Here is a 26060-nt window from a genome sequence, read left to right on the forward strand (position 1 = left end):
TTATAATAATAAGAAAGTATGTCTAACAATTCATATTTCGGCGGTATTGCTGCGGGTTTGAAAACCCTCGCTATCGGTATGAAGACTACCATGAAGGAGTACTTCACACCAAAGAGCACAGAGCAGTATCCTGAGAACCGCAAGACTACACTCCACATCTCTCCACGTTTCCGTGGTCGCCTGGTCTTTGTTCGTGATGAGAACGAGGCTTACAAGTGTGTGGGTTGTACATTGTGTGAGAAGTCATGCCCTAACGATACCATCAAGATTCAGACCGAGATGGTGGAGGACCCAGAGACAGGCAAGAAGAAGCGCAAGCTGGTAGATTACCAGTACGACTTGGGCGACTGCATGTTCTGCGAGCTCTGTGTCAACGCATGTAACTTCGGTGCAATCAAGTTTGTCAACGATTTCGAGAATGCAGTCTTCGACCGCAACAAGTTGGTGATGCACCTTGACAAGGAGGTTTATAAGGGCGGAAGCCTTCCTAACCTCATCGATGGTGGTGCTCCATTGGAAATCGGTAAGTTTAACACCAAGACTAAGTAAGGAGGACTTTAGACAATGATAACAGCAAATTTATTTATGTTCGTCATCTTGGCAGTAGTCATCCTTGGCTCAGCCATCATGTGCGTGTTCACCAAGCGCATCATGCGTGCGGCAACCTTCCTGTTGTTCGTACTCTTCGGTGTAGCAGGCATGTTCTTCCTGCTCGACTATACTTATCTGGGTGCAGCTCAGATTTCTGTATATGCCGGTGGTATCACCATGCTTTATGTCTTCGCTATCCAGTTGGTATCAAAGCGTACCCTCCAGGGTCTTTTGGAGCATGTCAAGGGTAGCAAGGTTGTAGGTCGCGCACTCGTCTGCCTCGTTGGTTTCGTAACCTTGGCAGTCATCGTGTTGAAGAATCACTTTATTGATATGGCTGCAACCGTAGCCGACACCGAGGTGCCAATGGACCAGGTAGGTTCTGCACTGGTAGGTGCTGACAAGTATGGCTATGTATTGCCATTCGAGTTTATCTCTGTATTCCTGTTGGCATGTATCATCGGTGGTATCTTAATCGCAAGAAAGGAGGATAAGAAATGATTCCAGTACAATATTTCTTCGTGCTCTCAGCACTCTTGTTCTTCATCGGAGTCTATGGCTTCTGTACACGCCGTAACCTCGTTGCCATGCTCATCTCCATCGAGCTTGTATTGAATGCAGCCGACCTGAACTTCGCTGTGTTCAACCGCATCCTCTTTCCAGGACAGTTGGAAGGTTTCTTCTTCACATTGTTCTCTATCGGAGTAGCAGCAGCCGAGACAGCCGTAGCACTCGCTATTATTATCAACGTTTACCGCAACTATCACAGTGACCAGGTGAACAGTATTGAAAACATGAAATTCTAAAAGACAATGGAATACAATTATGCATTTTTGATACTTCTTCTGCCATTCCTGAGCTTCCTGGTTCTGGGACTTGTGGGTATGAAGATGAAAAGACCGGTAGCAGCACTCATCGGTACCGTATTGATGGGCTGTGTATTCGCGATGTCTGTCTATACAGCATACGAGTACTTCTTTGCAGTGGGTCGTGATGCCTCAACAGGTATGTACCCAACTGTTACCGTATTTAATTTCACATGGTTGAAGTTTACTGAGTTGCTCACCTTCAACATCGGTTTCCGCCTGAGCCCAATCTCTGTATTGATGCTCATCGTGATTACCACCGTCAGCTTCATGGTTCACATCTACAGCTTCGGCTATATGGCAGAGCGTGATGAGAACTACAAGGTTGAGGAATATGAGAAGGGTATGCAGCGTTTCTACGCTTACCTGAGCCTCTTCACCATGTCAATGTTGGGCCTGGTAGTAGCTACCAACATCTTCCAGATGTATCTGTTCTGGGAGTTGGTGGGTGTTTGCTCATACCTGCTCATCGGTTTCTACTATCCAAAGCATGCTGCAGTTCATGCCAGCAAGAAGGCGTTCATCGTAACCCGTTTCGCTGACCTCTTCTTCCTCATCGGTATCCTGTTCTACAGCTTCTATGTAGGAACCTTCAACTATGACTTGAATGCTCAGCCAGAGTTGAACTCAGCTTTGGCAGGTGCTGCTTGGGTAATGCCAACAGCGTTGTTCCTCATGTTCATCGGTGGTGCCGGTAAGAGTGCGATGTTCCCATTGCACATCTGGTTGCCAGATGCGATGGAGGGTCCAACTCCTGTTTCTGCGTTGATCCACGCCGCTACCATGGTTGTAGCCGGTGTATATCAGGTAGCCAGCCTCTTCCCAATCTGGGTACAGTATGCTCCTGAGACTCTTCACTATGTAGCTTACATTGCAGCCTTCACCGCATTCTATGCAGCAGCCGTAGCTTGCTGCCAGCGTGATATCAAGCGTGGTCTGGCTTTCTCTACTATCTCTCAGATTGCCTACATGCTCGTAGCTCTCGGCGTCTGCTTCGCAGTAGATAACCACCACGGTGGTTTGGGTTACATGGCTGGTATCTTCCACCTGTTTACCCACGCTATGTTCAAGGCATTGCTCTTCCTCTGCTCTGGTGCCATCATCGTCATCATCGGCAGCAACTTCAAGGAGTACATGGGCGGTTTGCACAAGTACATGCCTATTACCAACATCTGCTTCCTCATCGGTTGCTTGGCGATTGCAGGTATTCCTCCATTCGCAGGTTTCTGGTCAAAGGATGAGATTATCTCAGCTTGCTTCCAGTTCTCTCCATTCATGGGCTGGTTCATGACAGTGGTTGCCGGTATGACTGCATTCTACATGTTCCGTCTCTACTACGTAATCTTCTGGGGACAGAGCTACTATGAGCTTGATCCTGAGAACCGTCGCAAGCCACAGGAGGTTCCTTTCGTGATGTGGGGTCCATTGGTATTCCTCGCCATCATCTCTTGTCTCTGTGGTCTGATTCCATTCGGTCACTTCGTATCTGCTACAGGTCAGAGCTACGATATCCATATCGACATGAGTGTGGCAACTACATCTGTGATTGTTGCTATCATCGGTATCGGTCTGGCTACTTACATGTATGCTCCTAAGAAGACTCCATTGGCAGACGCTTTGGCTAAGAAGATGCCTAAGTTGCACAAGGCAGCGTTGAACCGTTTCTATATCGACGATGCTTGGCAGTTCTTCACCCACAAGATTGTCTTCGGTTGCTTCTCAAAGCCAATCGCATGGTTCGACCGTCGCGTTATCGATGGTACCTTCAACTTCATGGCTTGGGGTACACAGGAGGCAGGTGAAACCATCCGCCCATGGCAGAGTGGTGATGTTCGCAGCTATGCTATCTGGTTCCTCACCGGTACCGTAGCATTGACATTGTGCCTGCTCGCACTATTTTAATGAAAGTCTCACAATTAAGTAAATAGAAAAGAAATGAATTTAAGTATATTCGTCATAGTACCACTCCTGATGTTGCTCGGCCTCTGGTTGGCACGCAACGACAAGCAGGTTCGTGGTGTGATGGTAGCAGGTGCCAGCGTATTGCTCGGCCTCTCCATCTATTTGGTGTTTGCATTTCTCGAAGCTCGTGAGACAATGCCAGCCGACCAAGCTCCGATGCTCTTCACCTACTGTGTGCCTTGGTTTGAACCATTGCACATTAACTATTCACTCGGTGTGGATGGTATCTCAGTGGTGATGATTCTCCTGACTTCTATCATCGTGTTCACCGGTACATTTGCTTCTTGGCAGATGGAACCAATGAAGAAGGAATACTTCCTCTGGTTCACACTCCTGAGCATCGGTGTATATGGCTTCTTCATCTCTATCGACATGTTCACCATGTTCATGTTCTATGAGGTTGCGCTGATTCCTATGTACCTCCTCATCGGTGTATGGGGTAGTGGTGCAAAGGAGTATTCAGCCATGAAGTTGACTTTGATGTTGATGGGTGGTTCAGCCCTTTTGGTTATCGGTATCCTGGGTATCTACTTCTACAGTGGTGCTCAGACCTTCGAAATCCTCGATATCGCTCACCATACCAATGGTGCTCATGCGATTCCAGAGAGCGTGCAGAACGTGTTCTTCCCATTGCTCTTCATCGGTTTCGGTATCCTTGGTGCGCTGTTCCCATTCCACACATGGTCTCCTGATGGTCACGCCAGTGCGCCAACAGCCGTATCTATGTTGCACGCCGGTGTATTGATGAAGCTTGGTGGTTACGGTTGCTTCCGTATCGCTATGTTCCTCTTGCCAGCTGCTACTCACGGATTCTGGATCAAGGTGTTCCTCGTACTGACTACCATCTCTATCGTATATGGTGCTTTGTCAGCATGTGTACAGACCGACTTGAAGTACATCAACGCTTACTCATCAGTATCTCACTGTGGTATGGTGCTCTTCGCTCTCTGTATGATGACCGAGACAGCCGCTACTGGTGCAATCCTCCAGATGTTGTCTCACGGTTTGATGACCGCCCTCTTCTTCGCCGTTATCGGTATGATTTATCATCAGGCTGGTACACGTGACGTACGTTATCTGGGTGGTTTGATGAAGATTATCCCATTCCTCTCAGTAGGTTATGCAGTAGCTGGTTTGGCTAACCTCGGTTTGCCAGGTTTCTCAGGTTTCGTAGCCGAGATGACCATCTTCGTAGGTTCTTTCCAGAATGCAGATACATTCCATCGCGTATGTACCATCATCGCATGTACCTCAATCGTAGTAACAGCGGTTTACATTCTGCGTTGTGTTGGTAAGATCCTTTATCAGAAGGTTCCTAATCCAAAGTTGGAGAAGCTTCACGATGCTACCTGGGACGAGCGTATCGCTGTAGCAGGTCTTATCGCCTGCGTTGCAGGTCTCGGTATGTTCCCACTTTGGGCAGAGGAGATTATCATGGACGCTGTAGGTCCTATCTTTAGTGTAATCATGTAATAAATATCAGAAGAAATGAATTACAGTCAATTTTTAAATATGATTCCAGAAGCTACCCTGATGGTAGTTCTGTTGATCACTTTCATTGCTGACTTCTGCAGTTCCAAGAGCGCAGACCGTAAGTGGTTCAATCCTCTGGTATGTCTCTTGATGGTGGCTCACATTGCCATCAATATCTTCCCAACAGAAGCCACAGAGGCATTTGGCGGCATGTACACAACAGGTCCTGCTGCCGGTGTCTTGAAGACTATCCTGGCGCTGGGTACCCTCATCGTGATGGTACAGGCTAAGGAGTGGTTGAGCCGCAAGGACACTGCCTTCAAGGAGGGTGAGTTCTATATGCTGATTATCTCTACCTTGCTCGGTATGAACATGATGGTTAGTGCCAACCACTTCCTCCTGTTCTTCCTCGGTCTCGAAATGGCATCTGTGCCAATGGCTTGCTTGGTAGCATTCGATAAGTACCGTCACAATTCTGCTGAGGCAGGTGCTAAGTTCATCCTTACCGCTACTTTCTCAAGTGGTGTGATGATCTATGGTATCTCTCTGCTCTATGCTGCTTGTGGTACTTTGTACTTCGATGATGTAGCAAAGGTTATTTCAGCTTCACCATTGACCATCGCCGGTATGGTATTCTTCTTCAGTGGTCTCGGTTTCAAGATTTCCTTGGTTCCTTTCCACTTCTGGACAGCCGATTCATACCAGGGTGCACCAACTACTGTTACAGGTTACTTGTCAGTAGTATCTAAGGGTGCTGCAGCGTTTACTCTCTGTGCTATCCTCATGAAGGTGTTCCAGCCAATGGTAGAGTACTGGACCGTATTGCTTTACATCGTGATTGTACTTTCTATCACTATCGCTAACCTGTTTGCCATCCGTCAGAGCGACCTGAAGCGTTTCATGGCTTTCTCTTCTATCTCTCAGGCAGGTTACATCATGTTGGCTGTGGTAGGTAACTCAGCGATGAGCGTGAGCGCCCTGACTTACTATGTATTGATTTACGTAGTAGCCAACCTGAGCGTCTTCACCATCATCTCATCTATTGAGGAGCACAACAACGGTACAGTTCAGATGGACAGCTACAATGGTTTGTACAAGACCAACCCACGTCTGGCATTCCTGATGACCTTGGCATTGTTCTCATTGGGTGGTATTCCTCCATTCGCTGGTATGTTCTCGAAGTTCTTCGTGTTCATGGCAGCAGTTGGTACACACGACATCCACACCACATTGGGAGCCTGGGCATACGGCGTAGTATTCATCGCGTTGGTAAACACAGTTATCAGCTTGTACTACTACCTGCTCATCGTGAAGGCTATGTTCATCAAGCACAGCGATAATCCGCTTCCTACTTTCCAGAGCGCATGCTCAACCAAGTTGGCGCTTGCAATCTGCACCGTAGGTATCGTAGCATTCGGTATTTGCTCATTCGTCTTCGACTGGATTTCAGTTGCAGTGAATGCGTAAATCATCAATAATTTATAAAAATCCCAGCAATCGGTAAAAGATTGCTGGGATTTTTTTTGGTATTGTCTGAATTTTGCAGTAATTTTGCACCCCGAAAGAGGCATGGTGCCTCAAGTAATCAATAATAAATATTAATTAATCAATATAAAAAGGATGGATAAGTTACCAATGAATGATGTTCCGATGCTCGTAAGCGCCATCAACTTCCTGCTTCGTGACCACGAGTTTGAAACACTCGATGAGATTTGTAATCACTTCAATGTGAACCGTGCGGCATTAGAAGCCCAAATGGCTACCCAAGGTTTTGAGTGGTCAGAGCAGCAGAAGAAATTCTGGTAAAACCCACACGCCCAGAAATGTATAGTCAGCACGCCCCGTAAGGGCAGAAGCTCCTAGCCCAGGGCAACGCCCTGGGTAAATATAATTGCATTAAAAAAACGCCCTGTAAGGGCAAAAGCTTTTAAAAAATATAAATTATTAATTAATTATGACTCCTCCTCGACCCTTGTGGAAGTCTGTACAAGACTATGTTTTGATTGCGATAGGTATGATATCCTACGCTATTGGATGGAACGTGTTCCTCTTGCCAACCAATGTAACAGCAAGCGGACTTCCTGGTATCTCCAGTATTATCTATTGGGCAACCGGTTGCCCTGTGCAAATTCCGTATTTTATCGTCAACGCCACCTTGTTAATATGTGCGTTCAAGATTTTGGGAGCAAAGTTCTGTGTCAAGACTGTTTATGCCGTTATCGTGGTAACCATCCTGACCTCTTTCTTCTCTAGCCGTTTAGGTGATGTTCATCTTTTGGAAAACCAACCTTTATGGGCTGCTTTCCTGGGTGCCGTTTTCTGTGGCTGCGGAATCGGACTCGGTTTCTCGGTTGGTGGAAGTACGGGTGGTACGGATATCATCGCAGCCATCGTCAACAAGTATCGCGACATTTCTCTAGGTAGAGTGATTATGATATGTGACATCTTCATCATCAGTTCCAGCTATCTGGTGGTACACGATTGGGAGAAGGTGTTATATGGTTATGTAGTTCTTTGCGTTCAGGCATTCTGCATCGACCAGGTGGTAAACAGCAGAAGACGAAGCGTACAGTTCTTTATCATTTCCCAGAAGTATGAGGAGATAGGCAAGCGCATCAATGTAGATGCTGATAGGGGAGTAACGGTGGTGAATGCCAGCGGTTTTTATTCCGGTCAGGATGTGAAGATGCTTTTCGTGTTAGCCAAGCAGCGTCAGGCTCCTGCTATCTTCCGTCTTATCAGCGAGATTGATCCCCATGCCTTTGTCAGTCAGAGTGCCGTTATCGGTGTGTATGGTGAAGGTTTTGACAAGATTAAATATAAAAGCAAAAAAGAGCACGGAGTTTAATATTCCGTGCTTTTTTGTGCATCAGGAAAAGTCAAGAGGGTGAATCATAAACTTATGACACACCCTCACTTTACCAAAAGAGCAAGTCTGGGTTCGGTAAGTCCAGTGGAAGGGTAGCAACTCAAGTATTTCAGTAAGACAATTCAAGTATTTCAGTAAGCGAGTTCAGACGTCTCAGTTAGCTGATGCAGACGTCTCGATAAGCTTACAGATACGTCTCCGTTAGCTTACGCAGTAATATCTGTACCCCGATGCAGTAATATCTGTAACCCGACGCAGTAATATCTGTGACCCGACGCAGTAATATCTGTACCCCGATGCAGTAATATCTGTACCCCGATGCAGCCATATCAGTTACCCGATGCAGTAATATCAGTAACCCAGCGCAGCCTTCATATGAACTAATTTTATGTAATCATCTATCATCCATCACGATTTGAATGTATCATACATTTTAATATGTTAATATACAGATACTTGAATAGCGTGATAGATACTTCAAAAACGGAAATATCCCTCACGCTATCCATCACGATTTGGGGTTATCCCTCACGATTTTCTCACTACACTCTTTCAGATACTGTTTCTTTGCAGCCGTGTTGCTAAAATAAAATTAATCTGCATTTTATTAGGATAAAAATGCTTTAGTTTCAAAAATAATCCGTATCTTTGCAGTCGTATTCTTCCCGATAGTAGTTCTTGAATGCTTTATCTGGTAGAATGAAATTTAGAAAGAGCGGACATTTGGGATGCTCATAATTTAATAATGGAGGATTGGATATGAATAAATTAACAAGAGAAGAGGCGCTTAGACGTTGGAAATCTGCCAAGGCCACAAAGAAAGCCATGGTTGACAAGATGCAGAAGATGCTTTATGAAGACTACAAATTACGTACAGGCGAGGAGCCTGTGAGATTTAATGTCTTGTAATGAAAGAATTAGCTTTAGATAGAATAAATGCCAATTCTCCCTATTTGGTAGAATTGGATGTTTCAACAGGCTTGTTCAAGTTTGTTAGTGACTTTGGGGTAAGTTTTAGTGTTGCTTTTGAAGAAGACGAATTACTTCAAAGCGGTGAGTCGTATCAGTTTGCGTTGACAAATTATGAAGGAATCAAGTCACCACGAGACCCAAAAGTTAGAGATACTGTAATGTGTATTGTAGATGATTTTTTTCGTAAAAATCAAGCTGCTTTGTTATACATATGTGAAACAGGCGATGGAATGCAGAAAATGAGAAGCCGTTTATTTAGTTTTTGGTTTTCTGTTTATGCAGAGCATGATAATTTTCTTTTTCTTCCTCAAATTGTTTACGATGAAGAGGAGAATGAGAATTATGCAGCATTGATTATTCGAAGAGATAATCCTCGATTTAATGATTTAGTGTCAGAGTTTACTAATACGATAACTTTGTTAAATGGTAAGCCTGATTAGCTTTTTAAAATTAAGAAATAGATTAAAAAATGTCGTCAGCTTAAGTTTGCGACATCTTTATAATCCATTTCATGTTGTTTTTATATTACCATCAACAATAGCAGAATCTGAGATATGTAGTCATAATCTACTGTATTTTTATGGGTTTAACGTCATTTCCTGCAAAAATACAAAAATAATCTAAGATTAGCGCACGTATTTCAGAAATAATTATTATTTTTGCAATTGCATTCTACCGCAGAAAGCCCAAAGGACTGAGCGGGTGGGTGTGACTTTTATGGAATAGAGCGTTTGCTTACGCTCATCTGCTCAAACGTAAACTTCGCAACTTTACAAACTATCAGCAGGTGTGGCAATGGATGAATGCTCACGGTGGGTGTATTATATCTTACTGCGAATTATCGTATATGTACCATTGCTAGATGCATTGGTATTATATGATGATATATTCGTATGTGGAATCATTATATACCATAGCGTGGGCTTTCTGCATTGTCCGTCTCGATAGTTTGGGCAATGCGAAGGCCTACGTTTGGAGATGGGCGAGGAAGAATCCCACGTTTTCCATTTTGTAGGAGTCTAACAATAAGAACATGTAATCTTCTGGTTTGGGGTTCATCAGAATAAAAATGAGACAGTTGGTTTCTGAGGAACTGTAATGAAAGCAGAAATTAAATCACAGAGAGTACGAAATATAATAGATGAACTCAAGGACCAGTATCTTGAGGAAGACAGATGTGTGCGTCCTTGGATAATCGGTTTTTCTGGTGGTAAAGACTCTACCGTTCTGCTTACACTTACATGGCTAGCTTTAACCGAACTTAAAGATGAAGGGATAAAACTAAAGAGAAATATTTATGTCGTTTGCAACGATACGATGGTGGAGAATCCTGTTATCGAAGAGTATGTTGTAAAGGTGTTGGATAAAATAAAGCGTGCTGCCAAAGAACAACAACTTCCAATCTCTGTTGCAACGACAACTCCTGAGCTAGAAGATTCTTTTTGGTGTTGTGTTATAGGCAAAGGTTACCCTGTGCCTAATAATTCTTTCCGTTTTTGCACGGAAAAAATGAAAATAAAACCGACATCAAAGTTCATTACAGACCAAGTCGCTGCAGATGGAGAAGCAATCGTGTTAGTTGGTACTCGTTTATCAGAGAGCCAACAGCGAGAGCGTTCCATCAAACGGCATGAGATAAAAGGACATAGACTTTCAAAGCATCCACTAAATCCAAATACCTTTACATATGCACCAATCAAAGAATTGATGTTGGAAGAAGTGTGGTGGATAATAAACACAATACCATCTCCATGGGGATTTGATAACCAAATTTTGTTTCAAATCTACTTGGATGCTTCGGCAGATGATTATGAATGCCCTACTGTTGTAACAGATGATAGTCATAGAAGTTGTGGACAAAGTCGTTTTGGATGCTGGATTTGTACAGTTGTAAAAGAAGACAAGTCTATGACATCTTTAATCAAAAACGGTATAGCATGGATGAAGCCATTGTTGGATTTTCGTGACAGCTTGGTAAACAATAGAAATGTCTCGGAATATCGTTGTGAAACTCGTAGAAATGGGCAACGTGCGGTGGATGAGACGGGGCACAATATGGGTAACTATACAATGGAGTATAGAATCCAGCTTCTGAGAGAATTGCTTACTGTGCAAAAAGATACGCAAGACCATCGGGCAAGTATTGACTTGATAACAAACCAAGAGTTGATTGCGATTCAAGTTATTTGGTATCGAGATGGAAACTTTTCGACAACTGTAAATGATATATATAATGAGGTGTATGGGTATAACCTTCCAAATACTTCGATAGGATTGGGAGAAAGACTGTTGCTAGAAAAAGCTTGTCAGGAAAATCCTGCTCACTATAAATTGATACAGGAGTTGTTGGCATTGCAAAAAAGTAAAGTATTGCTAATGCGTAAATATGGTTTGTCTACAGATATGGAGGCACGCCTTACTTCATTTATAAAGGAGAACGAAAATGATCATAAGTAAAATAAGATTAAATAATTATAGGCTTTATCAAGGAGTAAACGAGATAGAGTTTAAAGCGAAGAATGGGAAAAATATTTACCTTATTTCTGGGGAAAATGGATTTGGTAAAACCACGTTTCTTCATTCTCTAATTTGGTGTCTTTATGGTCGTTTGATAACAGAGGTTGAGGCTGAGGTTCGTAAAGATATTGTTAAGACTGGCTATAAGGAATTCTTGAAAGGTAATTTTAATCATGATGTTCGAGGCAAGTTTGAAGAACTTGATGCAAACGTTGTGGCGGAAATAAAAAAGCATGGATATACGACTGATACAGAGTATGTTCGTGAAATTTCAACATATTCTGTTACTATTGATTTTGCAGAGGTCGTAATACCATCTTTGCCATGTACGTCTATTCGTATAGTTCGTTCATTCGATTATTTGCTTGAGTCAGAATCTGTAGATATATTTATAGATGGGATTAAGAATGAGCTTACAAAAGAGATAGGCCCCGATGTCTTTATCAATGATTTTATCTTGAATAAAGACATCGCACGTTTTTTCTTTTTTGATTCTGAGCAAATCGTTGCTTTGGCAGAGACTAGTACGACGACCGAGCGCCGTAGATTGGGATCTGCTTATAATGAGGTGCTTGGCGTTCGCAAGTATGAAGATTTGAAAAGGAATTTAGAGAATATGCGTCTTCGCTTTAGGAAAAAGTCTTCTGATGCGGCGAATAGAAATCGCCTTATGACTTTGTTGGATGAAAAAAAACAGTTGCTGCAGACAATAGCGGATAATGGTAAATTGTCGGATAAGATAGAAGCAGAACTTCAAAATCTTCATAAGAAAAATGAGGAGTTGCAGTTGCGCTTGATGAGAGAGGGAAATGGGGCTACTATTCAAGAAATCAAAAAGATAGAGGAAGTTATCGGACTGACCAAGAAGAAGAATGAAGAATATAAAAAGCAATTGAAGCAATTTATAGATTATGCTCCATTTGCCATGGCAGGAACTTTGTTTAAAGATACAAAGGTTGAGTTGGAGAAAGATTATCTGCAAAATAAGGCTAATGTGAATTTGCTAAGTACCAATTCTATAGTTTCAGATATTACATCAGATTTATTGTTGATGGTTAATGGTATTTCTATGGATGCAGATGTTTTGTTACAGCTCCAGCAGCAAATACAAAACATATTGTCAAAATATAGAAAAGAAGCTAGTGATGAACAGCCGTTGTTGACCATGAACGATGAGGATTATGAGGAGTTTATGGCTATTTATAGCTATGTAACAACAACTTATAAGATTGAGTTCGAACATTTGGCAGATGATTATAAGAAAAACAAGCTGATTCTCGAAAGAAACTCTCGCCGATTGTCCAATATCCAGTCTAAAGAAAAGGATGAGTTGATAAAAGAGGTAAGAAAAGCTAAAAATGAAGTAGAAATCGAAATACAGAATAAAGAGCAAGAAATAAGGCAATGTAAAGAAAGCTTTGGCGTCTTAACTCAAAAGATGGCTACTGCAACAAAGCAAATAAGTGAACTCAGTAAGGTTGTTAGCTTGGATGATAGCTCTGAAAGAAAGGATAAATTGGCAGAACAACTTATAAGAGAATTGTCTGCCTTTTTGGTTTCTTTGAAACAAGAGAAGAAATTTTCTTTGGAAAGACGAATCAAGGCTATTCTGAATAGTTTGATGCATAAGGAAGACTTTATAGGAAAGGTTGAAGTGCAGATAGAGGGCGATGATATGGACATTAGTCTTTTTTCTGTAGAAGGTGTTGAGATTCACAAAGATTCGTTGTCAAAAGGTGAACAGCAGCTTTATGCCACTTCTATATTGCAGGCTTTGGTTGATGAGAGCGGGATACAATTTCCTGTGTTCATAGACAGTCCTTTGCAGAAGTTTGACAAGAGTCATGCTTCAAAAATAATAACGGAATTCTATCCTCAAATATCTAAGCAGGTGATATTGTTCCCATTACTGTACAAGGAACTGACTGCGGAAGAATATGAGGTAATGAAGCCATTGGTTAACTCTACCTATTTGATAAAAAATGATACAATTCATTCTTATTTAGAGGAAGTAAGTATTGATAGTTTTATAGAGGAGGCATCATAATGTTCAATCAGATAAAAACAAGTGCAAAAAACAAAGAAGTGGTAACTGTATTGACTCGCAAGTTCGGGCTGGGTGCGGAGAATGTTATAGCAAGAATAGCTATTGTATATTCTTTGCAGAAGGGGACACGTTTTCTTCCAACAGATACAAAGGATTCTGGAGGTAAGGAATATTCTAAGAGCGTGTTGTTTGGAAATATGTATCCCATGTATGCCGCTTTGATGTGTAAATATTACCAAATACGTATGTCGGATAAGGACTTGCCACACTATTTCAAACTGCATTTGGATGACGGCTTGGAAAAAATCATGCAGGATGTTAAGGACAATCCTAATCTTGTGGGTTATGATTATTTGTTTGATAAAATTCATCTTGGATTGGAAGCAATATGCTAAAGGCGCATAACATATCATTTTTGAGATTATTGACTGTGGGTTACATATCCTCTGAGACTTACCATGCAGTAAAAGAATATGGTACAATAGGTAATTTTCCGATAGAAAATTTGGATACTTTTCCTGAAGAGTGTCAATATGAAATTAAGAAACTATTTCTTGATGAGGAGATTGCTTTGACGATAGCTCTTTTGGAAGAAGCTGATAGAGATTTGGAAGAAAACAAAGGTGTTGTCATGCAGGTACTGAATGATGTCGTAGCATTGATGAATGCGAATGCTTTCATCGTCCAATTGGGGAAAAAGCGATTTATTACTGATTATGCTTTTTGTTCACGAGAAATGCTGAGGGAAAGTTATGCAGTCTCAATTCATAACTATACTGATGTGGTGCGCTTTGTGAATCGTTTTAGACTGGCATATCAAGCAAGACTTGTAAACCAAGATGATGTTGCATTCGTTGATAGTTGTTCTGCAAATGAAGTGGATGGTAATCAAGGTACAGAAGGGGGAACAGGCTTTGTGGGCAAAGACCGAATTGTTATTGAAAGTAATGCCTTGTCAGAACAAAATAAAGAACTTAGTTATGGAAAATATATTCAATTTTTGTATAGTTTGAATAAGGAGCAATTTGTTCCTTATGAAGCATTTATAATGTCGCAAGAGTTTAGCTCAAGGACCATAAATTGCATTCGTAATATTGGCATTCGTAATTTTTATGTAAATTATTTGTTTGCTTCACAAGTAAAATTGCTGACTATAAGAAATTTTGGAAAGAAGTCTTATTTTGAACTAGAAAATGTAAAGCAAAGCTTGATAGATTATGTGATTAGGTCTTGTCAAGATTCTCAGATTGTAAAAGCCTGTGAAATAGAAGAGAAAAATGTCCAAAAAGTAAAAAAACATACATTGAAAGAAATTGCTGGTGAGGATAAATATCAACTGATTGTAGCAAAATATGATGAACTTCTACAAACTTCTTCATTAAGCGTACGTGCAAGGAATGGAATCTGCAGTTATGAAGGTGATTTCATAGAAGACTTTATGCATTCTCATAAGGATATAAAGCACTTGAGTAAGATAGGTCGAAAGACGGCAGGTGAAATACAGGACTTCGTAGATGGATTTCAATCATATATAGATGAAATAATAGGACATGACTTTTCTGAAGAAGAAAAAAGTTTGTTGTTGATGAAGTCCAAATATGGTAATTTTGTAGATGAGTATGCTTGTGATTTTTATTCAGAAAGAGGGTCACTTCCGATGTTTCATATAGTAGAAAATATACTAAAAGAAGAGCTGAAATATAATAATAAAATTCAATTCTTGAATTATCTTATGCCTATGTTAAAAGGGGGAATACCGTTGACATTGGAACAAATTGCTGAGAAGTGTAATTTGACTCGTGAACGAGTTCGCCAAATATGTACAAAGGGAATTGGGTATATGTATAGAGAAATAAAACCCAAAAAGTGTGATAATTTGTATTACTATAAGGTTGTGTCCCAGACAGAAGATTGGGCTTATCTTACGGATAAATTTAAAAATGAAGTTGTTATAAAATCAAGCTCCGTAGAAGAAATGTTGAAACAAGAGAATTGTAATCTTACAGTTTCTATAGGCTTGTTGATAATGTTGAGAATCTTTGATGGACAGTATTGTGTCGTTGGTAATAGACCATACGATATGAATACTCGATCTAAGTCTTCTTGGAATAATAGCTTTGTGGTAAAAAAAGAGTTAGTTGAGGCTTTTGACTTTGATGATATGCGTTGTACCTTGGAACGTTATTTCGAGGAACATGATGCCGAAGAACAAATATGTCAAACTGCCGAAGAGCTTTTGCTGGATTTCTTTATGTCATCTTGGAATATGTTTGAAAGTTCTGAAGTTGAAGCGGTCGGTACTGTTGTTTCTGAAATTCTGATGCGGGAATATGGACTGATTCCAGATGAAGAGCTTCATTTTTTGATACAGGGACATAAAACCTTGACGGCGGCAGATGTGTTGTTTCGTGTTTTAACAGAAAAGTATGAACCAATGACAGTGGATGAGCTGTATGACATCTTGCAAACCAAATACTCTTTTAAGTATAAATCCCCAGCAAGTATACGAGGAATTGTGAACTCCGATGCTCGCTTATGTATGGTTGGTGTGGATAATCTGGTGGCATTAACTGAATGGGAACATATAAAACTCGGAAGTGTGCGTGAAATAATAGTACAATTTTTAGAAAAATTTGACGAGCCTAAGCCAGTGCATGACATAGTTGGGTATGTGTTGCGTTATCGAGATACAACAGAGAATAGTATTCGTTCAACGATGTATAGCGGTTCTCAGTTTCGACAATTTGATAATGGGTATTTTGGATTGGCAGATAAATCTTATCCCGATGAACATCTTTATGCGCAGTCTATTGAATTTAAAGAGCGGGTTAAAGAGATGGAATGTTTCTTGATACAGAAAAAGCATTTTCCATTTGCTTCATCAGAAGACAATTCTGAGATAAATCTACGCCAATGGTGGCTTCGGAATAAGAGCAGTGATTCTCTAAATGATGTTCAGCAAAATGAAATCAAGAGAATTCAAGATTCTTACTGGTATTTGCCAACAGACAAGAGGGAAGTAAGGTGGTTTTCCTCCTTTAATCAGTATCGAGAGTTTGTGCAGGAGCATGACAGAAGACCATCTTGCTATATTGAACGAGAAAAGTCTTTGTCAGAATGGTTTGCTAAGGCTCAAAAACAGTTTGTTGATGGTGAACTATCAGAAAATGAAGAAAAAGTGTATTTATATTTATGTAAAATTTTATAGTTATGCTGGCAGATAAGATATTTCATTATAGCTATTCACAAATAGATGAGCATAAACCTGCGGAGTTTTGCTCGCTTGCGTTGAAGAATAGTTTGAGGTTAGACTTGGGGTTGGGCTATTTTAGCTCAGCAAGTTTTCATGTGTTGGCAAATGGTATGGCACAATTCATCGTTAATGGTGGAAAGATGAACCTCTATATTAACCAGTATATGTCTGAGGAGGACTATGGACTTTTTAAGGGAAAGTATGATGACTATTTTGACAAAAGGTTGGCTAGCTCTTTATTGGAAATGCAGAAGACTTTTAGTCAGAGAGATGAGCATTTCTTCCAATGCCTTGCATATCTGATTCAATCTCAGAGAATTAATGTCAAAGTCATAGTTTTTGTCAAAGGTGGCTTGCCACATGAAAAGTATGGAATATTTACAGATGAATATGGAAATAAGATCTATTTTTGTGGTTCGATGAATATGACCGCCAATGCCTTGCTGGATAATTTAGAGACGATAGAGTGTACTTGCTCCTGGATGGGAAAGGATAGTATGGATAAGGTTGACAATATGGAGGCGCATTTCTTAAAAGTGTGGAATGGAAACTGCGAGAATGTCCATGTATATGAAGCAAAGGAATTTTGTAATGAGATTGTTTGCACATACTCAGGAAAGGATCCAGAACAACTATTAAAGAGAGAAAAGGAATTTGTCGATGCTTGGCAAAGAGAGAATGCTGTTAGGACAACAAAAGTTCCGCATTTCCCAATAAAATACAAAGAAGGAGCAAGACCTTATCAAGAAGAAGCTTATCAAGCCTGGATAACTAATGGCAAAAAAGGTATATTTGCTATGGCGACAGGTACAGGAAAAACGGTAACTTCCTTGAATTGTGCTTTACATGAATATCAAGTAGATGGCTATTATCATTTGTTGATATTAGTGCCAACTCTTGACCTCGTAGAACAATGGAAGGAAGAGTTGAAGGCTTTCGGCTTTAGAAAGATACTGGGTATATCTTCTTTAAATGCTTCATGGAGAAAGGAAATGTTGGAAAATGTTCGCAAAATTCAAAGAGGTGGACATGTTGATTTTTGTATAGTATCGACTTATGATTCTTTTGTGAACAGGGATTTCCAGTCCATGTTGTCAAAAATGTCCGATACAATGCTATTGATAGCAGACGAGGCTCATAATATTGGTGGTAGAAGAGTTAAAGCTTGTTTTAAGGAATTAACGATAACAAAGCGCATAGCTCTTTCTGCTACTCCTGAGCGTATTTATGATGAGGATGGTACAAGACAAATTGCTAATTTTTTTGCTGATGAACGTCCTTATGTTTTCTCGTTTCCAATGAGCAAGGCTATTGCTGAGGAAAGATTATGTAAGTATTACTATTTTCCACATATAGTCTATCTTAATGATGACGAGATGGCTCTTTATTCTATGATAACTCGTAAGTTGGCATTGCTATGGGACTCAGAGAAATGCCTGTTTAAAAATAAACAGGAAGCAGAAAAGTTGTTGATGAATAGAAAACGAATCATCCATAAATGCCAAGATAAGATAAGGGTGTTTCGTGAGATACTTCAAGAGATTGGTGAAGAAAAACTAAGATATGCATTTGTGTATGCTCCTCAGGGAAACTATGAACATAGTGATTCTGAGGAAGAATATGAAAATATAAGTTTTATTCAGAAATTACTTGATGAGACAAAAGCATTATATCCCAATAAGCGTTGTAATACATTTATCGGGACTGATAGTAAAGATAAAAGGGCAACGCTGCTAAAGGCGTTTGGACAAGGAACGATAGATGTGTTGTTTGCTATGAAGTGTTTGGACGAAGGGGTTGATGTGCCACGTGCAGAATGTGGGATCTTTACATCGAGTACAGGAAATCCAAGGGAGTTTATCCAAAGACGAGGAAGGCTGTTGAGAACTCATGCCGAGAAAACTTTCAGCTACATTTATGATATGGTGGTTATTCCATCTACCGTAAATCGGGTAGAATGTAATTCGAGTATGGAGCGAAATCAAGTGAAAGCAGAACTCAAACGAGTGGCATATTTCGCTTCGTTGGCAATAAACTGCTATGCTAATAATGGAGCTTATGAGGTGCTGAGTAATGTGGCGCAACATTTTGGTATAGTTTGGAGTGAATTGTTTGAAGATGTTGAACAATAAAATATAATCATTATGAATGGAAAAGATATTTTTTATGAAATCATGAAATCTCCTGGAATGAGAAAATTGTTGGGAGAGTCAGGGAACAACTTTCTTGATATGGATAGCGAAGAAGTTAATCATAAAAAGGAAGTTGCTGTTGTGCGTGCGATTATCGAAGGACAAGTAAGACACACGTCTGATGATAATATATTTAAGAACATTAAAAAGTTGTATGACTTATAATTATGGGAACAATTATCAAATCTGTAGCTTTTGAAAACTTCTATAATTACTATGGAAGTTATGAAGCTAATGAATACCAATTTAAGGCTGGTATAAACATAGTAAATGCCGATAATAATATGGGCAAATCTAAGTTTTATAATGGCTTTATGTGGATGTTGCGTGACCAGGTGTATGATTCTGATATCAAGGCTTTCGTCGATGCAAATGAATCTCTTGTAAAAATGGCTTCTGGAAAGGCTAAGGCGGAAGACCTTCTTTTCAAGGTCGGTTTTAGAGTGATATTCACAAATGCAGATGTGGAGTACACTGTAGAGAAGTATTCAAAATTTTCAACTTCAGATGGTGAACTGCTTCATACGCCATCAATGATGAGTGTTTTTAAAAAAGAGAATAATGCCGATACACCTGTATTCGACAAAGATGAGCAGATGGACATAATCAACAAGGTGTTTATACCTTTGTCTATTCGTAATTATGCATTGCTGCAAGGTGAGTCAATGGATCGTTTGGTAGATTTGTCCTCTAAAAAGGCTTTGTCTGATACGATAGATACGTTGGCTGGAATCTCGATATTAAAGGGGATTTGTGACACTTCTCGTAAGATGGCAAAAATGGCAGACTCTTTATATCAAACAAAAGATTCGGAAAACTCGAAGAACGATACCGCTAAGCAAAGAGAAAAAGCAAAAAGAACTACTTTTGTACAGAATATAGAGAAACTCAAAGAGGAAATAGAGGCTGCAAAAGATGAACTTAATGCGGCAAAGAGAAAAAAAGAGGAGCTTGATGCTTACATAAGTAATTCAAATAAGCGTGTAGGGATTCGTTCTAAATTGGAAGCAAATACGATTGCAATAAAAGATACAAAGAAGAATATAGATGACATAGAAATGTCTATAACAAAGAGTCTTTTTGATGAAGAGAATCCATGGCTGTTGATGGGGATGCAAGATGAACTGGAAACATTTGACGCCAAACGAGAAAAACATATCGGTGAGGTGGCGCGTATGAATGATGATGGGGCTTTGGTGATTATGTTGCCAGAGGGATCACCGGATACATCATCTTTAGAAAGAATGTTGAAGACTGAGGTTTGTGAAGTTTGCGGGCAGAGAGCACATAAAGGCTCTGATGCCTGGAACCATATTAAGATGATTCTTGACAGACCAAAGAAAATCAGCACCACACGTAATGATTTTAAGGATTTCTATGGCATGTTGCAGAAATCAGCAAGTTCTTACTTGATGAGTATTCCACGTTTAGGCTCCAAAATTGAAGACGTAAAGGTACGTTTGGATAAAATGAAAGATAACTTGGATGAATTGGAGGAAAAGAAGAATGATATCTTTACGGAACTGAATAATGCAGGTGGTAATGCTGATAATTCAGAATACAACGATAGAAATATCGTTGCCGATTATCGTCGAGTAAATTCCGTTATAACAGCAAAAGAAAATGAAATAAACGGAAAAAATAAAATGGTAGCAAAGATGGAAGATGCATTGGCTGCAAACAATCAAAAGTTATCTTCATATAAGAAAGCTGCCGATGTAGAAAAGTATGAGGAGTTTGCCCAGGTGTTAGCAAAAATCAATACAGTCATCGAAGAGACTAAAGATGACATATTTGGCAGAACGATTGAGACTTTAGCGCAAAATGCCAATGAAAAATATAAAGCACTGACTTCTGGCAATCAGTCTTCTGGTGGAATTTTGGATTTCCAAAGAGATCATGATATCGTAAATGTTACAATACGTGATGTGAACAATGGTGAGATAACCGGATTGGGAACTGGTTTCCAAAGAATGAAGCAGTTAGCTATTGTCATGGCTGTAATTTCTTCAAAGATAGGGGATGAGAAGATGTTTGATTATCCTTTTATTTCAGATGCACCATTTTCTGAGTTTGGTGAAAATTTCATCAATAATTTCTTTGCTGTGGCACCAGAAGTGTTCAGTCAGAGTATCATAATGATTAAGGAATTGTACGATCCTAATGCGGATGATTTGCTGACACCGTTTGGGCGTAGAATCCTTGACAAAATGAACAAAGGACAGATTCGTGGTACATTCTATGTGAATGTTATCGAGGAAAAAGCGGATACAACAGGTTTAGTAACAACTCATAAATGCTATAAGTATTAATTATGAATCATCAAGAGTTTAGAGATGCGATTTGTAATCGCAAGCCGAGATACAATACAAAGTTTAAACCTTTGATAGAGAGAATCTCATCGAAAGGGGATGTGACGGGTAAGGGTGATTTCTCAACCTTTGGGGCATTCTATCAGACTTTTATGTATGCCTATATCATAGGACTTCGCTTGGGTGAGAAGGTGTATTTGAAGTCAGACGATGAAAAAACGGAATTTGCACCATTAGCTAATTGGAAACCAACACCGATAAGAGATTTTATTTTAATTACATTGTTTAATCGAAGTGAGAAGTTTGAAAAATTCTCTTTTGGTTGGCTTTCTTTGGAGAATGGTTCTGAGGAACATGTAAGTAATTTTATCACGATGTTGGTTCGTGAGATGGAGGCTTATGCTAATAGAGGTTTCATGTATCTGCAAGACAAGTGGGATAATGAAAATTATATATTTTCATCCCCCTTTGTTTTTGTAGATATTCTGAGTGAACTGCCAAGCTATAATCAGAAAACCTTGGATGTAGTAGAGAAGTAAGTAAATTGTAAAATGGGTGGAATGAATCAATAAGCATTCCGCCCAAATGAAAGACATTTATAAAGGTGATATGGCAGATGATTTTAATAGCGATTGCTGTAATTCGTTGAAAAAGCATATTTTTGATAAAGCCATTGTAAAGGCTGGTTATGAATCAGGCATATGTTTTGCCGATTTGAATAAAGATGGAATTTGCTTGAAAGATGGTCGGCCTAATCCTGTATGGCTTAATGATAGCTTTTGTGACGTGGTATCTGAAGCACTATATGGCGATAGTCAAGCTGATGACATCGAAATAGACGAAAAGTATTTTGGTAAGGAAGAATTTGATGGACCGTATTCTTCTGGTAGTCATTGGAATGTTCTTGAACGTTATGTAGATAATGTTGAAGAACTGTTTTATGATGGGTGGTATAAATATCTCATAGAACAATATGGGGAAGATTGGGAAAAATATGAATACTAATAAAGAAAAGTAGAAAAGAAAACTTATGGCCTATTTTTATGTAGATATATCGACAGAATTGGGCGAGTCGCTGACTACTTATGTTCAAGCGATGGACGAAACGGCAGCGGAGTATCAGGCAAGGATGGCTTTCGCCAATGGTGAGCTGGAATGCGAGGGTACGCAGATTATTTACATCTGTGCTTATCGGGCATGATGGTAAACGGAAAGCTCCCTATGCGGCGTATATGAAGTTCGTAGTATAGGGAGATAACACAGAAAATAGAATTGCGACTATTCCACTCTCTTCTAGTCCGAGAGCGGTTCCGTCAAAGTACATTCATATATCATGTATTTTGGCGGTATGTTATAATTCAAGCCAGTCGGTATCTATGCCGAATAATTCAAATAATCTTCTGCAGGATTTGATTGGCAAGGATTCCTCGGCTTGGCCGATGAAGTCATCTTCGTGGTTTCTGATATAAGCATCCATATCTTCCTCCTTAACAAGGATTGGGCCTTTGATGTTTGTAAAGATGAAAGGGTAGCAGTCTTTTTGGACGCCCATCCCATGTCAAGTATGGTTGTTACTGATATCTATACTGAAATAAAAATTCCCCAACCCGCTTAAGAAAGTAGGTTGGGGAATTTTTTCTTCTGTCACAGCCTTCGTTCCTATCCTGATTTATTCAGGTTTCCCTGATTTTTTCAGTAAAGGGGCGAGGAACTTGTAGGTATACCCCTTTTGCTGCTTCACCATTTCTTCTGGTGTACCGGCAAAGAGGAGCTGACCGCCGCCTCGTCCACCTTCCGGACCCATGTCGATGAGCCAGTCGGCGAGTTTGATGACATCGAGATTGTGCTCGATGATAATGACCGTATTGCCACGGTCTACCAGTTTTTGGAGTACATCCATCAGGATGCGGATGTCTTCGAAATGCAGACCGGTTGTCGGTTCATCGAGAATATAGAGCGTCTTGCCCGTATCACGCTTCGAGAGTTCGGTAGCCAGTTTTACGCGCTGACTTTCACCGCCAGAGAGGGTAGTGGAACTCTGTCCTAACCTGATGTATCCGAGTCCTACATTCTGTAATGCCTTGATCTTCTGCAGTATCTGAGGAACATTCTCGAAGAAATCTACCGCCTGGTTGATGGTCATGTCGAGAACATCGGCGATGCTCTTTCCCTTGTATCTTACCTCCAGCGTCTCGCGGTTGTAGCGTTTGCCGTGGCATACCTCACAAGGTACGTAGACATCCGGCAGGAAGTTCATTTCGATGGTCTTATATCCGTTACCCTTACATTCCTCGCATCTTCCACCTTTCACATTGAAGGAGAATCTGCCCGGCTTGTAACCGCGGATCTTTGCTTCGGGAAGTCCTACGAAGAGTGAGCGGATATCGCTGAACACGCCTGTGTAGGTAGCTGGATTGCTGCGAGGCGTTCTGCCAATAGGACTCTGGTCTACATTCACTACCTTGTCGATATTCTCGATACCTTCGATGCTCTCGTATGGCATCGGTTTCTTGAGCGAACGGTAGAAATGCTGCGAGAGGATAGGCTGGAGGGTCTCGTTGATGAGAGTAGATTTGCCTGAGCCGCTGACACCCGTTACGACAATGAGTTTGCCGAGTGGAAAATCAACATCCACCCCCTTGAGGTTGTTGCCCGTAGCTCCGTGAATGGTGATATGCTTGCCGTTGCCTTCTCTGCGGAGGGCAGGTACCTCAATAGCCATCTTGCCGTTGAGATACTGGGCGGTGATGGTATCGGTCTTGAGCATCTCCTGGGGAGTGCCCTGGAAGACAACTTCACCTCCCTTGCGTCCCGCCTTCGGACCGATATCTACAATCCAGTCGGCAGCCCGCATCATATCTTCATCGTGCTCCACCACAATAACGGTATTGCCCAGGTCGCGAAGTTCCTTCAGACTGTTGAGCAGACGTTCGTTGTCGCGCTGGTGCAGACCGATGCTCGGCTCATCGAGGATATAGAGTACATTGACCAGCTGGCTACCAATCTGAGTAGCCAGACGGATGCGCTGGCTCTCGCCACCCGAGAGAGAAGCCGACTGGCGGTTGAGCGAGAGATAATTGAGTCCCACATCGAGGAGGAAGGTAACGCGTGAGCGCAACTCCTTGATGATTTCATGAGCCACCTTCGCTTTCATCGAAGGCAGATGCTGTTCCACTTCTTCGAGCCAATCGCGCAGTTCATCGATGTCAAGACTGGCTACTTCGGATATATTCTTATCCCAGATTTTGAAAGAGAGCGATTCCTTTTTGAGTCGCAAACCATGGCATTCAGGACATTCGATGGTAGAGATAAACTGGTCGGCCCATTTCTTGCCCGCCGCACTCTCGTCATCTTCCATCACCTTCTGCAGGTAGTCGATGATGCCATCGTAGGCGCAGAAATAGTCGGTAGAGGTATGCACCTTTTCCTTTTCTATCTTCACGTTTTCGAGCGAACCATAAAGAATTTCCTGCATGGCATCGCCCGGAATCTCACAGATAGGTGTCTTCAGGTTGAGGTCATACTTGCTGAGCAATGATTCTATCTGCCAGAAAATCATCTGGTTCTTGTATTTTCCGAGCGGAGCGATGCCGCCTTCATGGATGCTGAGTCTATCATCGGGAATTACCTTCTTGATATCAATCTGGTTCACCTTTCCCAGGCCCTTGCAATGCGGACAGGCACCTTCGGGAGAGTTGAAGGAGAACATGTTAGGAGCTGGATCCTGGTAGGCAATACCCGTTACAGGGTCCATGAGACGCTTGGAGTATGTCTTGGCCTCCTTGGCACCTTTCTCAAGAACCATTACCATGCCGTCGCCCTGTTTCATAGCCGTTGCCACACTCTTGCGGATACGTTCCTCATCTTCTTCCTTCACCACCAGTTTATCGACCACAGCTTCTATATTGTGGTTCTTGTAGCGGTCGGTTTTCATATTGGGAACGATTTCGAGGATGTTGCCGTCGAGTCGCACGTAGAGATACCCCTTTCTGCGCATGCTTTCGAAGAGTTCGCGATAATGACCCTTGCGCTGGCGTACGAGGGGAGCGAGCAGGAAGATAGCCTTGCCCTTATAATCGCTGAGAATCATGTCGATGACCTGTTCCTCGGTATATTTCATCATCTCCTCGCCACTCTGATAGCTGTATGCAGTACCGGCGCGGGCATAGAGCAGACGGAGATAGTCGTAAATCTCGGTGGTAGTGCCCACGGTAGAGCGGGGATTCTTGTTGGTGGTTTTCTGTTCTATGCTGATGACCGGACTCAATCCCGTAATCTTATCAACATCCGGGCGTTCCATATTACCCAGGAAGTTGCGGGCATAGGCAGAGAATGTTTCGATATATCTGCGCTGACCTTCGGCAAAGATGGTGTCGAAGGCCAGTGAACTCTTGCCCGAACCCGAGAGTCCGGTAATCACGGTGAGGGAATCACGCGGAATCTCCACATCTATGTTCTTGAGGTTGTGGACCCGTGCGCCCCATACATTTATCTTTTCTTCTGAATTCATATTCCAATTCTGCTAATTGCTGTTTGCCTAATAGTTACTGTTCTGCTCTTCGGTATAACCTCTGAGCAGGTTGACATCACGTTTGATGTTATACACCACGCCATCTGCCCCCTTCGCCTTGACGAGACAGAAGTAGACACCCTCCTTGACCGGTTTTCCGCGGTAGGTGCCATCCCATCCCGTGGCAGGGTCGGTCCATTCATAGAGTTTCTGTCCCCACCTATTATATATATAGGCGTGGAACTCCTCAATGTTCCGGTAACCATCCTTGGGCTTGTAGATGTCGTTGATGCCATCGCCATTTGGAGAGAAGGCATTCGGCATGAGAAGAGAACTGACCTTGGTCGTCTCTTCTGTGTTGTCCTCCTCGTCGTCGTTGACTTCCTGAGCGTGTAATTGACACGTCAAAAGTGGCAACATGATGCAAAGTAATGCTATTTTTCGTCTCATTTCTAAAATAATTTGTGCAAAGATAATAAAAAGATGAGAGATATTG

21 protein-coding genes and 1 pseudogene are annotated in these 26060 nt (G+C 41.3%); 20 read left to right on the forward strand and 2 right to left on the reverse strand.

Going from position 1 to position 26060, the window contains the following annotated elements; all coding sequences use genetic code 11:
* Positions 1-18: 18 nt before the first annotated feature.
* The 20 genes from ONT19_RS02040 to ONT19_RS02135 all read left to right on the forward strand — a co-directional run bounded on the left by ONT19_RS02040 (position 19) and on the right by ONT19_RS02135 (position 22255).
* A complete protein-coding gene (locus ONT19_RS02040; RefSeq protein ID WP_117692678.1) occupies positions 19-549 on the forward strand; it encodes a NuoI/complex I 23 kDa subunit family protein in 531 nt (176 codons plus the stop codon).
* A 15-nt stretch (positions 550-564) separates the two neighbouring features.
* A complete protein-coding gene (locus tag ONT19_RS02045; RefSeq protein ID WP_117587066.1) occupies positions 565-1092 on the forward strand; it encodes an NADH-quinone oxidoreductase subunit J family protein in 528 nt (175 codons plus the stop codon).
* On the forward strand, positions 1089-1397 hold the full coding sequence (nuoK, locus tag ONT19_RS02050) for an NADH-quinone oxidoreductase subunit NuoK (RefSeq protein WP_006846356.1): 309 nt from the start codon (positions 1089-1091) through the stop codon (positions 1395-1397). Before ONT19_RS02045 ends, nuoK begins: the two co-directional genes overlap by 4 nt.
* 6 nt (positions 1398-1403) lie before the next feature.
* A complete protein-coding gene (gene nuoL, locus ONT19_RS02055) occupies positions 1404-3359 on the forward strand; it encodes an NADH-quinone oxidoreductase subunit L (RefSeq protein ID WP_264952409.1) in 1956 nt (651 codons plus the stop codon).
* 33 nt (positions 3360-3392) lie between these two features.
* Entirely contained in the window at positions 3393-4892 is a 1500-nt protein-coding gene (locus ONT19_RS02060) for a complex I subunit 4 family protein (RefSeq protein ID WP_117692674.1), read from the forward strand.
* A gap of 15 nt (positions 4893-4907) precedes the next feature.
* Entirely contained in the window at positions 4908-6359 is a 1452-nt protein-coding gene (locus ONT19_RS02065; RefSeq protein WP_118081960.1) for an NADH-quinone oxidoreductase subunit N, read from the forward strand.
* Positions 6360-6512: 153 nt separating this feature from the next.
* Positions 6513-6698 carry a DUF4250 domain-containing protein gene (locus ONT19_RS02070; protein ID WP_006847041.1) on the forward strand — a complete coding sequence of 62 codons (186 nt, stop codon included), beginning with the start codon at positions 6513-6515 and terminating at the stop codon, positions 6696-6698.
* A gap of 148 nt (positions 6699-6846) precedes the next feature.
* The gene (locus ONT19_RS02075) at positions 6847-7740 is read left to right on the forward strand and encodes a YitT family protein (protein ID WP_117587070.1); all 894 of its coding nucleotides are present in this window, start codon (positions 6847-6849) and stop codon (positions 7738-7740) included.
* Between the two features lie 780 nt (positions 7741-8520).
* Positions 8521-8670 (forward strand): hypothetical protein, encoded by a 150-nt coding sequence (locus ONT19_RS02080; protein WP_006847038.1) that lies wholly within the window; start codon positions 8521-8523, stop codon positions 8668-8670.
* Positions 8670-9173, forward strand: a complete 504-nt coding sequence (locus ONT19_RS02085; RefSeq protein ID WP_264952408.1) for a DUF6169 family protein — start codon at positions 8670-8672, stop codon at positions 9171-9173. The genes ONT19_RS02080 and ONT19_RS02085 overlap by 1 nt, the downstream gene beginning before the upstream one ends.
* Before the next feature lie 658 nt (positions 9174-9831).
* A complete protein-coding gene (gene dndC, locus ONT19_RS02090) occupies positions 9832-11190 on the forward strand; it encodes a DNA phosphorothioation system sulfurtransferase DndC (protein ID WP_264952407.1) in 1359 nt (452 codons plus the stop codon).
* The gene (locus ONT19_RS02095; RefSeq protein WP_264952406.1) at positions 11177-13297 is read left to right on the forward strand and encodes an AAA family ATPase; all 2121 of its coding nucleotides are present in this window, start codon (positions 11177-11179) and stop codon (positions 13295-13297) included. The genes dndC and ONT19_RS02095 overlap by 14 nt, the downstream gene beginning before the upstream one ends.
* Positions 13297-13692 (forward strand): DndE family protein, encoded by a 396-nt coding sequence (locus tag ONT19_RS02100; RefSeq protein WP_153092410.1) that lies wholly within the window; start codon positions 13297-13299, stop codon positions 13690-13692. The genes ONT19_RS02095 and ONT19_RS02100 overlap by 1 nt, the downstream gene beginning before the upstream one ends.
* Positions 13686-16505 carry a DNA-directed RNA polymerase subunit alpha C-terminal domain-containing protein gene (locus tag ONT19_RS02105; protein WP_153092409.1) on the forward strand — a complete coding sequence of 940 codons (2820 nt, stop codon included), beginning with the start codon at positions 13686-13688 and terminating at the stop codon, positions 16503-16505. Before ONT19_RS02100 ends, ONT19_RS02105 begins: the two co-directional genes overlap by 7 nt.
* A gap of 2 nt (positions 16506-16507) precedes the next feature.
* Positions 16508-18682: a DEAD/DEAH box helicase family protein gene (locus ONT19_RS02110; protein WP_264952405.1), complete on the forward strand. Its 2175-nt coding sequence runs from the start codon at positions 16508-16510 to the stop codon at positions 18680-18682.
* Between the two features lie 12 nt (positions 18683-18694).
* A complete protein-coding gene (locus tag ONT19_RS02115; protein ID WP_153092405.1) occupies positions 18695-18907 on the forward strand; it encodes a hypothetical protein in 213 nt (70 codons plus the stop codon).
* A gap of 2 nt (positions 18908-18909) precedes the next feature.
* A complete protein-coding gene (locus ONT19_RS02120) occupies positions 18910-21054 on the forward strand; it encodes a DUF3450 domain-containing protein (protein WP_264952404.1) in 2145 nt (714 codons plus the stop codon).
* Between the two features lie 2 nt (positions 21055-21056).
* Complete coding sequence (locus tag ONT19_RS02125) at positions 21057-21593, forward strand: hypothetical protein (protein ID WP_264952403.1); 537 nt, start codon at positions 21057-21059, stop codon at positions 21591-21593.
* Between the two features lie 46 nt (positions 21594-21639).
* Positions 21640-22059, forward strand: coding sequence for a hypothetical protein (locus ONT19_RS02130; RefSeq protein WP_153092400.1), 420 nt, complete (start codon positions 21640-21642; stop codon positions 22057-22059).
* A 25-nt stretch (positions 22060-22084) separates the two neighbouring features.
* Positions 22085-22255: a hypothetical protein gene (locus ONT19_RS02135; RefSeq protein WP_153092398.1), complete on the forward strand. Its 171-nt coding sequence runs from the start codon at positions 22085-22087 to the stop codon at positions 22253-22255.
* A gap of 468 nt (positions 22256-22723) precedes the next feature.
* Here the strand turns inward: ONT19_RS02135 and uvrA are convergent, their stop codons facing one another.
* Together uvrA and ONT19_RS02145 are read right to left on the reverse strand one after the other, a co-directional pair.
* On the reverse strand, positions 22724-25564 hold the full coding sequence (uvrA, locus tag ONT19_RS02140; RefSeq protein ID WP_264952402.1) for an excinuclease ABC subunit UvrA: 2841 nt from the start codon (positions 25562-25564) through the stop codon (positions 22724-22726).
* Between the two features lie 27 nt (positions 25565-25591).
* A pseudogene (locus ONT19_RS02145) lies at positions 25592-25900 on the reverse strand (T9SS C-terminal target domain-containing protein); the annotation flags it as partial.
* Positions 25901-26060 lie beyond the last annotated feature (160 nt).

Origin of the sequence: Segatella copri, assembly GCF_026015625.1 — a bacterium.
Classification (GTDB): Bacteria; Bacteroidota; Bacteroidia; order Bacteroidales; family Bacteroidaceae; genus Prevotella; species Prevotella copri_H.

Excerpts from the sequence above, each read along its gene's own strand:
- ONT19_RS02125 (WP_264952403.1), top strand. The coding sequence starts at position 21,057 with ATGAATCATCAAGAGTTTAGAGATGCGATTTGTAATCGCAAGCCGAGA.
- ONT19_RS02080 (WP_006847038.1), top strand. The coding sequence starts at position 8,521 with ATGAATAAATTAACAAGAGAAGAGGCGCTTAGACGTTGGAAATCTGCC.
- nuoK (WP_006846356.1), top strand. The coding sequence starts at position 1,089 with ATGATTCCAGTACAATATTTCTTCGTGCTCTCAGCACTCTTGTTCTTC.
- ONT19_RS02105 (WP_153092409.1), top strand. The coding sequence starts at position 13,686 with ATGCTAAAGGCGCATAACATATCATTTTTGAGATTATTGACTGTGGGT.
- ONT19_RS02060 (WP_117692674.1), top strand. The coding sequence starts at position 3,393 with ATGAATTTAAGTATATTCGTCATAGTACCACTCCTGATGTTGCTCGGC.
- nuoL (WP_264952409.1), top strand. The coding sequence starts at position 1,404 with ATGGAATACAATTATGCATTTTTGATACTTCTTCTGCCATTCCTGAGC.
- dndC (WP_264952407.1), top strand. The coding sequence starts at position 9,832 with ATGAAAGCAGAAATTAAATCACAGAGAGTACGAAATATAATAGATGAA.
- ONT19_RS02095 (WP_264952406.1), top strand. The coding sequence starts at position 11,177 with ATGATCATAAGTAAAATAAGATTAAATAATTATAGGCTTTATCAAGGA.
- ONT19_RS02065 (WP_118081960.1), top strand. The coding sequence starts at position 4,908 with ATGAATTACAGTCAATTTTTAAATATGATTCCAGAAGCTACCCTGATG.
- ONT19_RS02135 (WP_153092398.1), top strand. The coding sequence starts at position 22,085 with ATGGCCTATTTTTATGTAGATATATCGACAGAATTGGGCGAGTCGCTG.
- uvrA (WP_264952402.1), bottom strand. The coding sequence starts at position 25,564 with ATGAATTCAGAAGAAAAGATAAATGTATGGGGCGCACGGGTCCACAAC.
- ONT19_RS02120 (WP_264952404.1), top strand. The coding sequence starts at position 18,910 with ATGGGAACAATTATCAAATCTGTAGCTTTTGAAAACTTCTATAATTAC.
- ONT19_RS02040 (WP_117692678.1), top strand. The coding sequence starts at position 19 with ATGTCTAACAATTCATATTTCGGCGGTATTGCTGCGGGTTTGAAAACC.
- ONT19_RS02075 (WP_117587070.1), top strand. The coding sequence starts at position 6,847 with ATGACTCCTCCTCGACCCTTGTGGAAGTCTGTACAAGACTATGTTTTG.
- ONT19_RS02130 (WP_153092400.1), top strand. The coding sequence starts at position 21,640 with ATGAAAGACATTTATAAAGGTGATATGGCAGATGATTTTAATAGCGAT.
- ONT19_RS02110 (WP_264952405.1), top strand. The coding sequence starts at position 16,508 with ATGCTGGCAGATAAGATATTTCATTATAGCTATTCACAAATAGATGAG.
- ONT19_RS02100 (WP_153092410.1), top strand. The coding sequence starts at position 13,297 with ATGTTCAATCAGATAAAAACAAGTGCAAAAAACAAAGAAGTGGTAACT.
- ONT19_RS02115 (WP_153092405.1), top strand. The coding sequence starts at position 18,695 with ATGAATGGAAAAGATATTTTTTATGAAATCATGAAATCTCCTGGAATG.
- ONT19_RS02085 (WP_264952408.1), top strand. The coding sequence starts at position 8,670 with ATGAAAGAATTAGCTTTAGATAGAATAAATGCCAATTCTCCCTATTTG.
- ONT19_RS02070 (WP_006847041.1), top strand. The coding sequence starts at position 6,513 with ATGGATAAGTTACCAATGAATGATGTTCCGATGCTCGTAAGCGCCATC.
- ONT19_RS02045 (WP_117587066.1), top strand. The coding sequence starts at position 565 with ATGATAACAGCAAATTTATTTATGTTCGTCATCTTGGCAGTAGTCATC.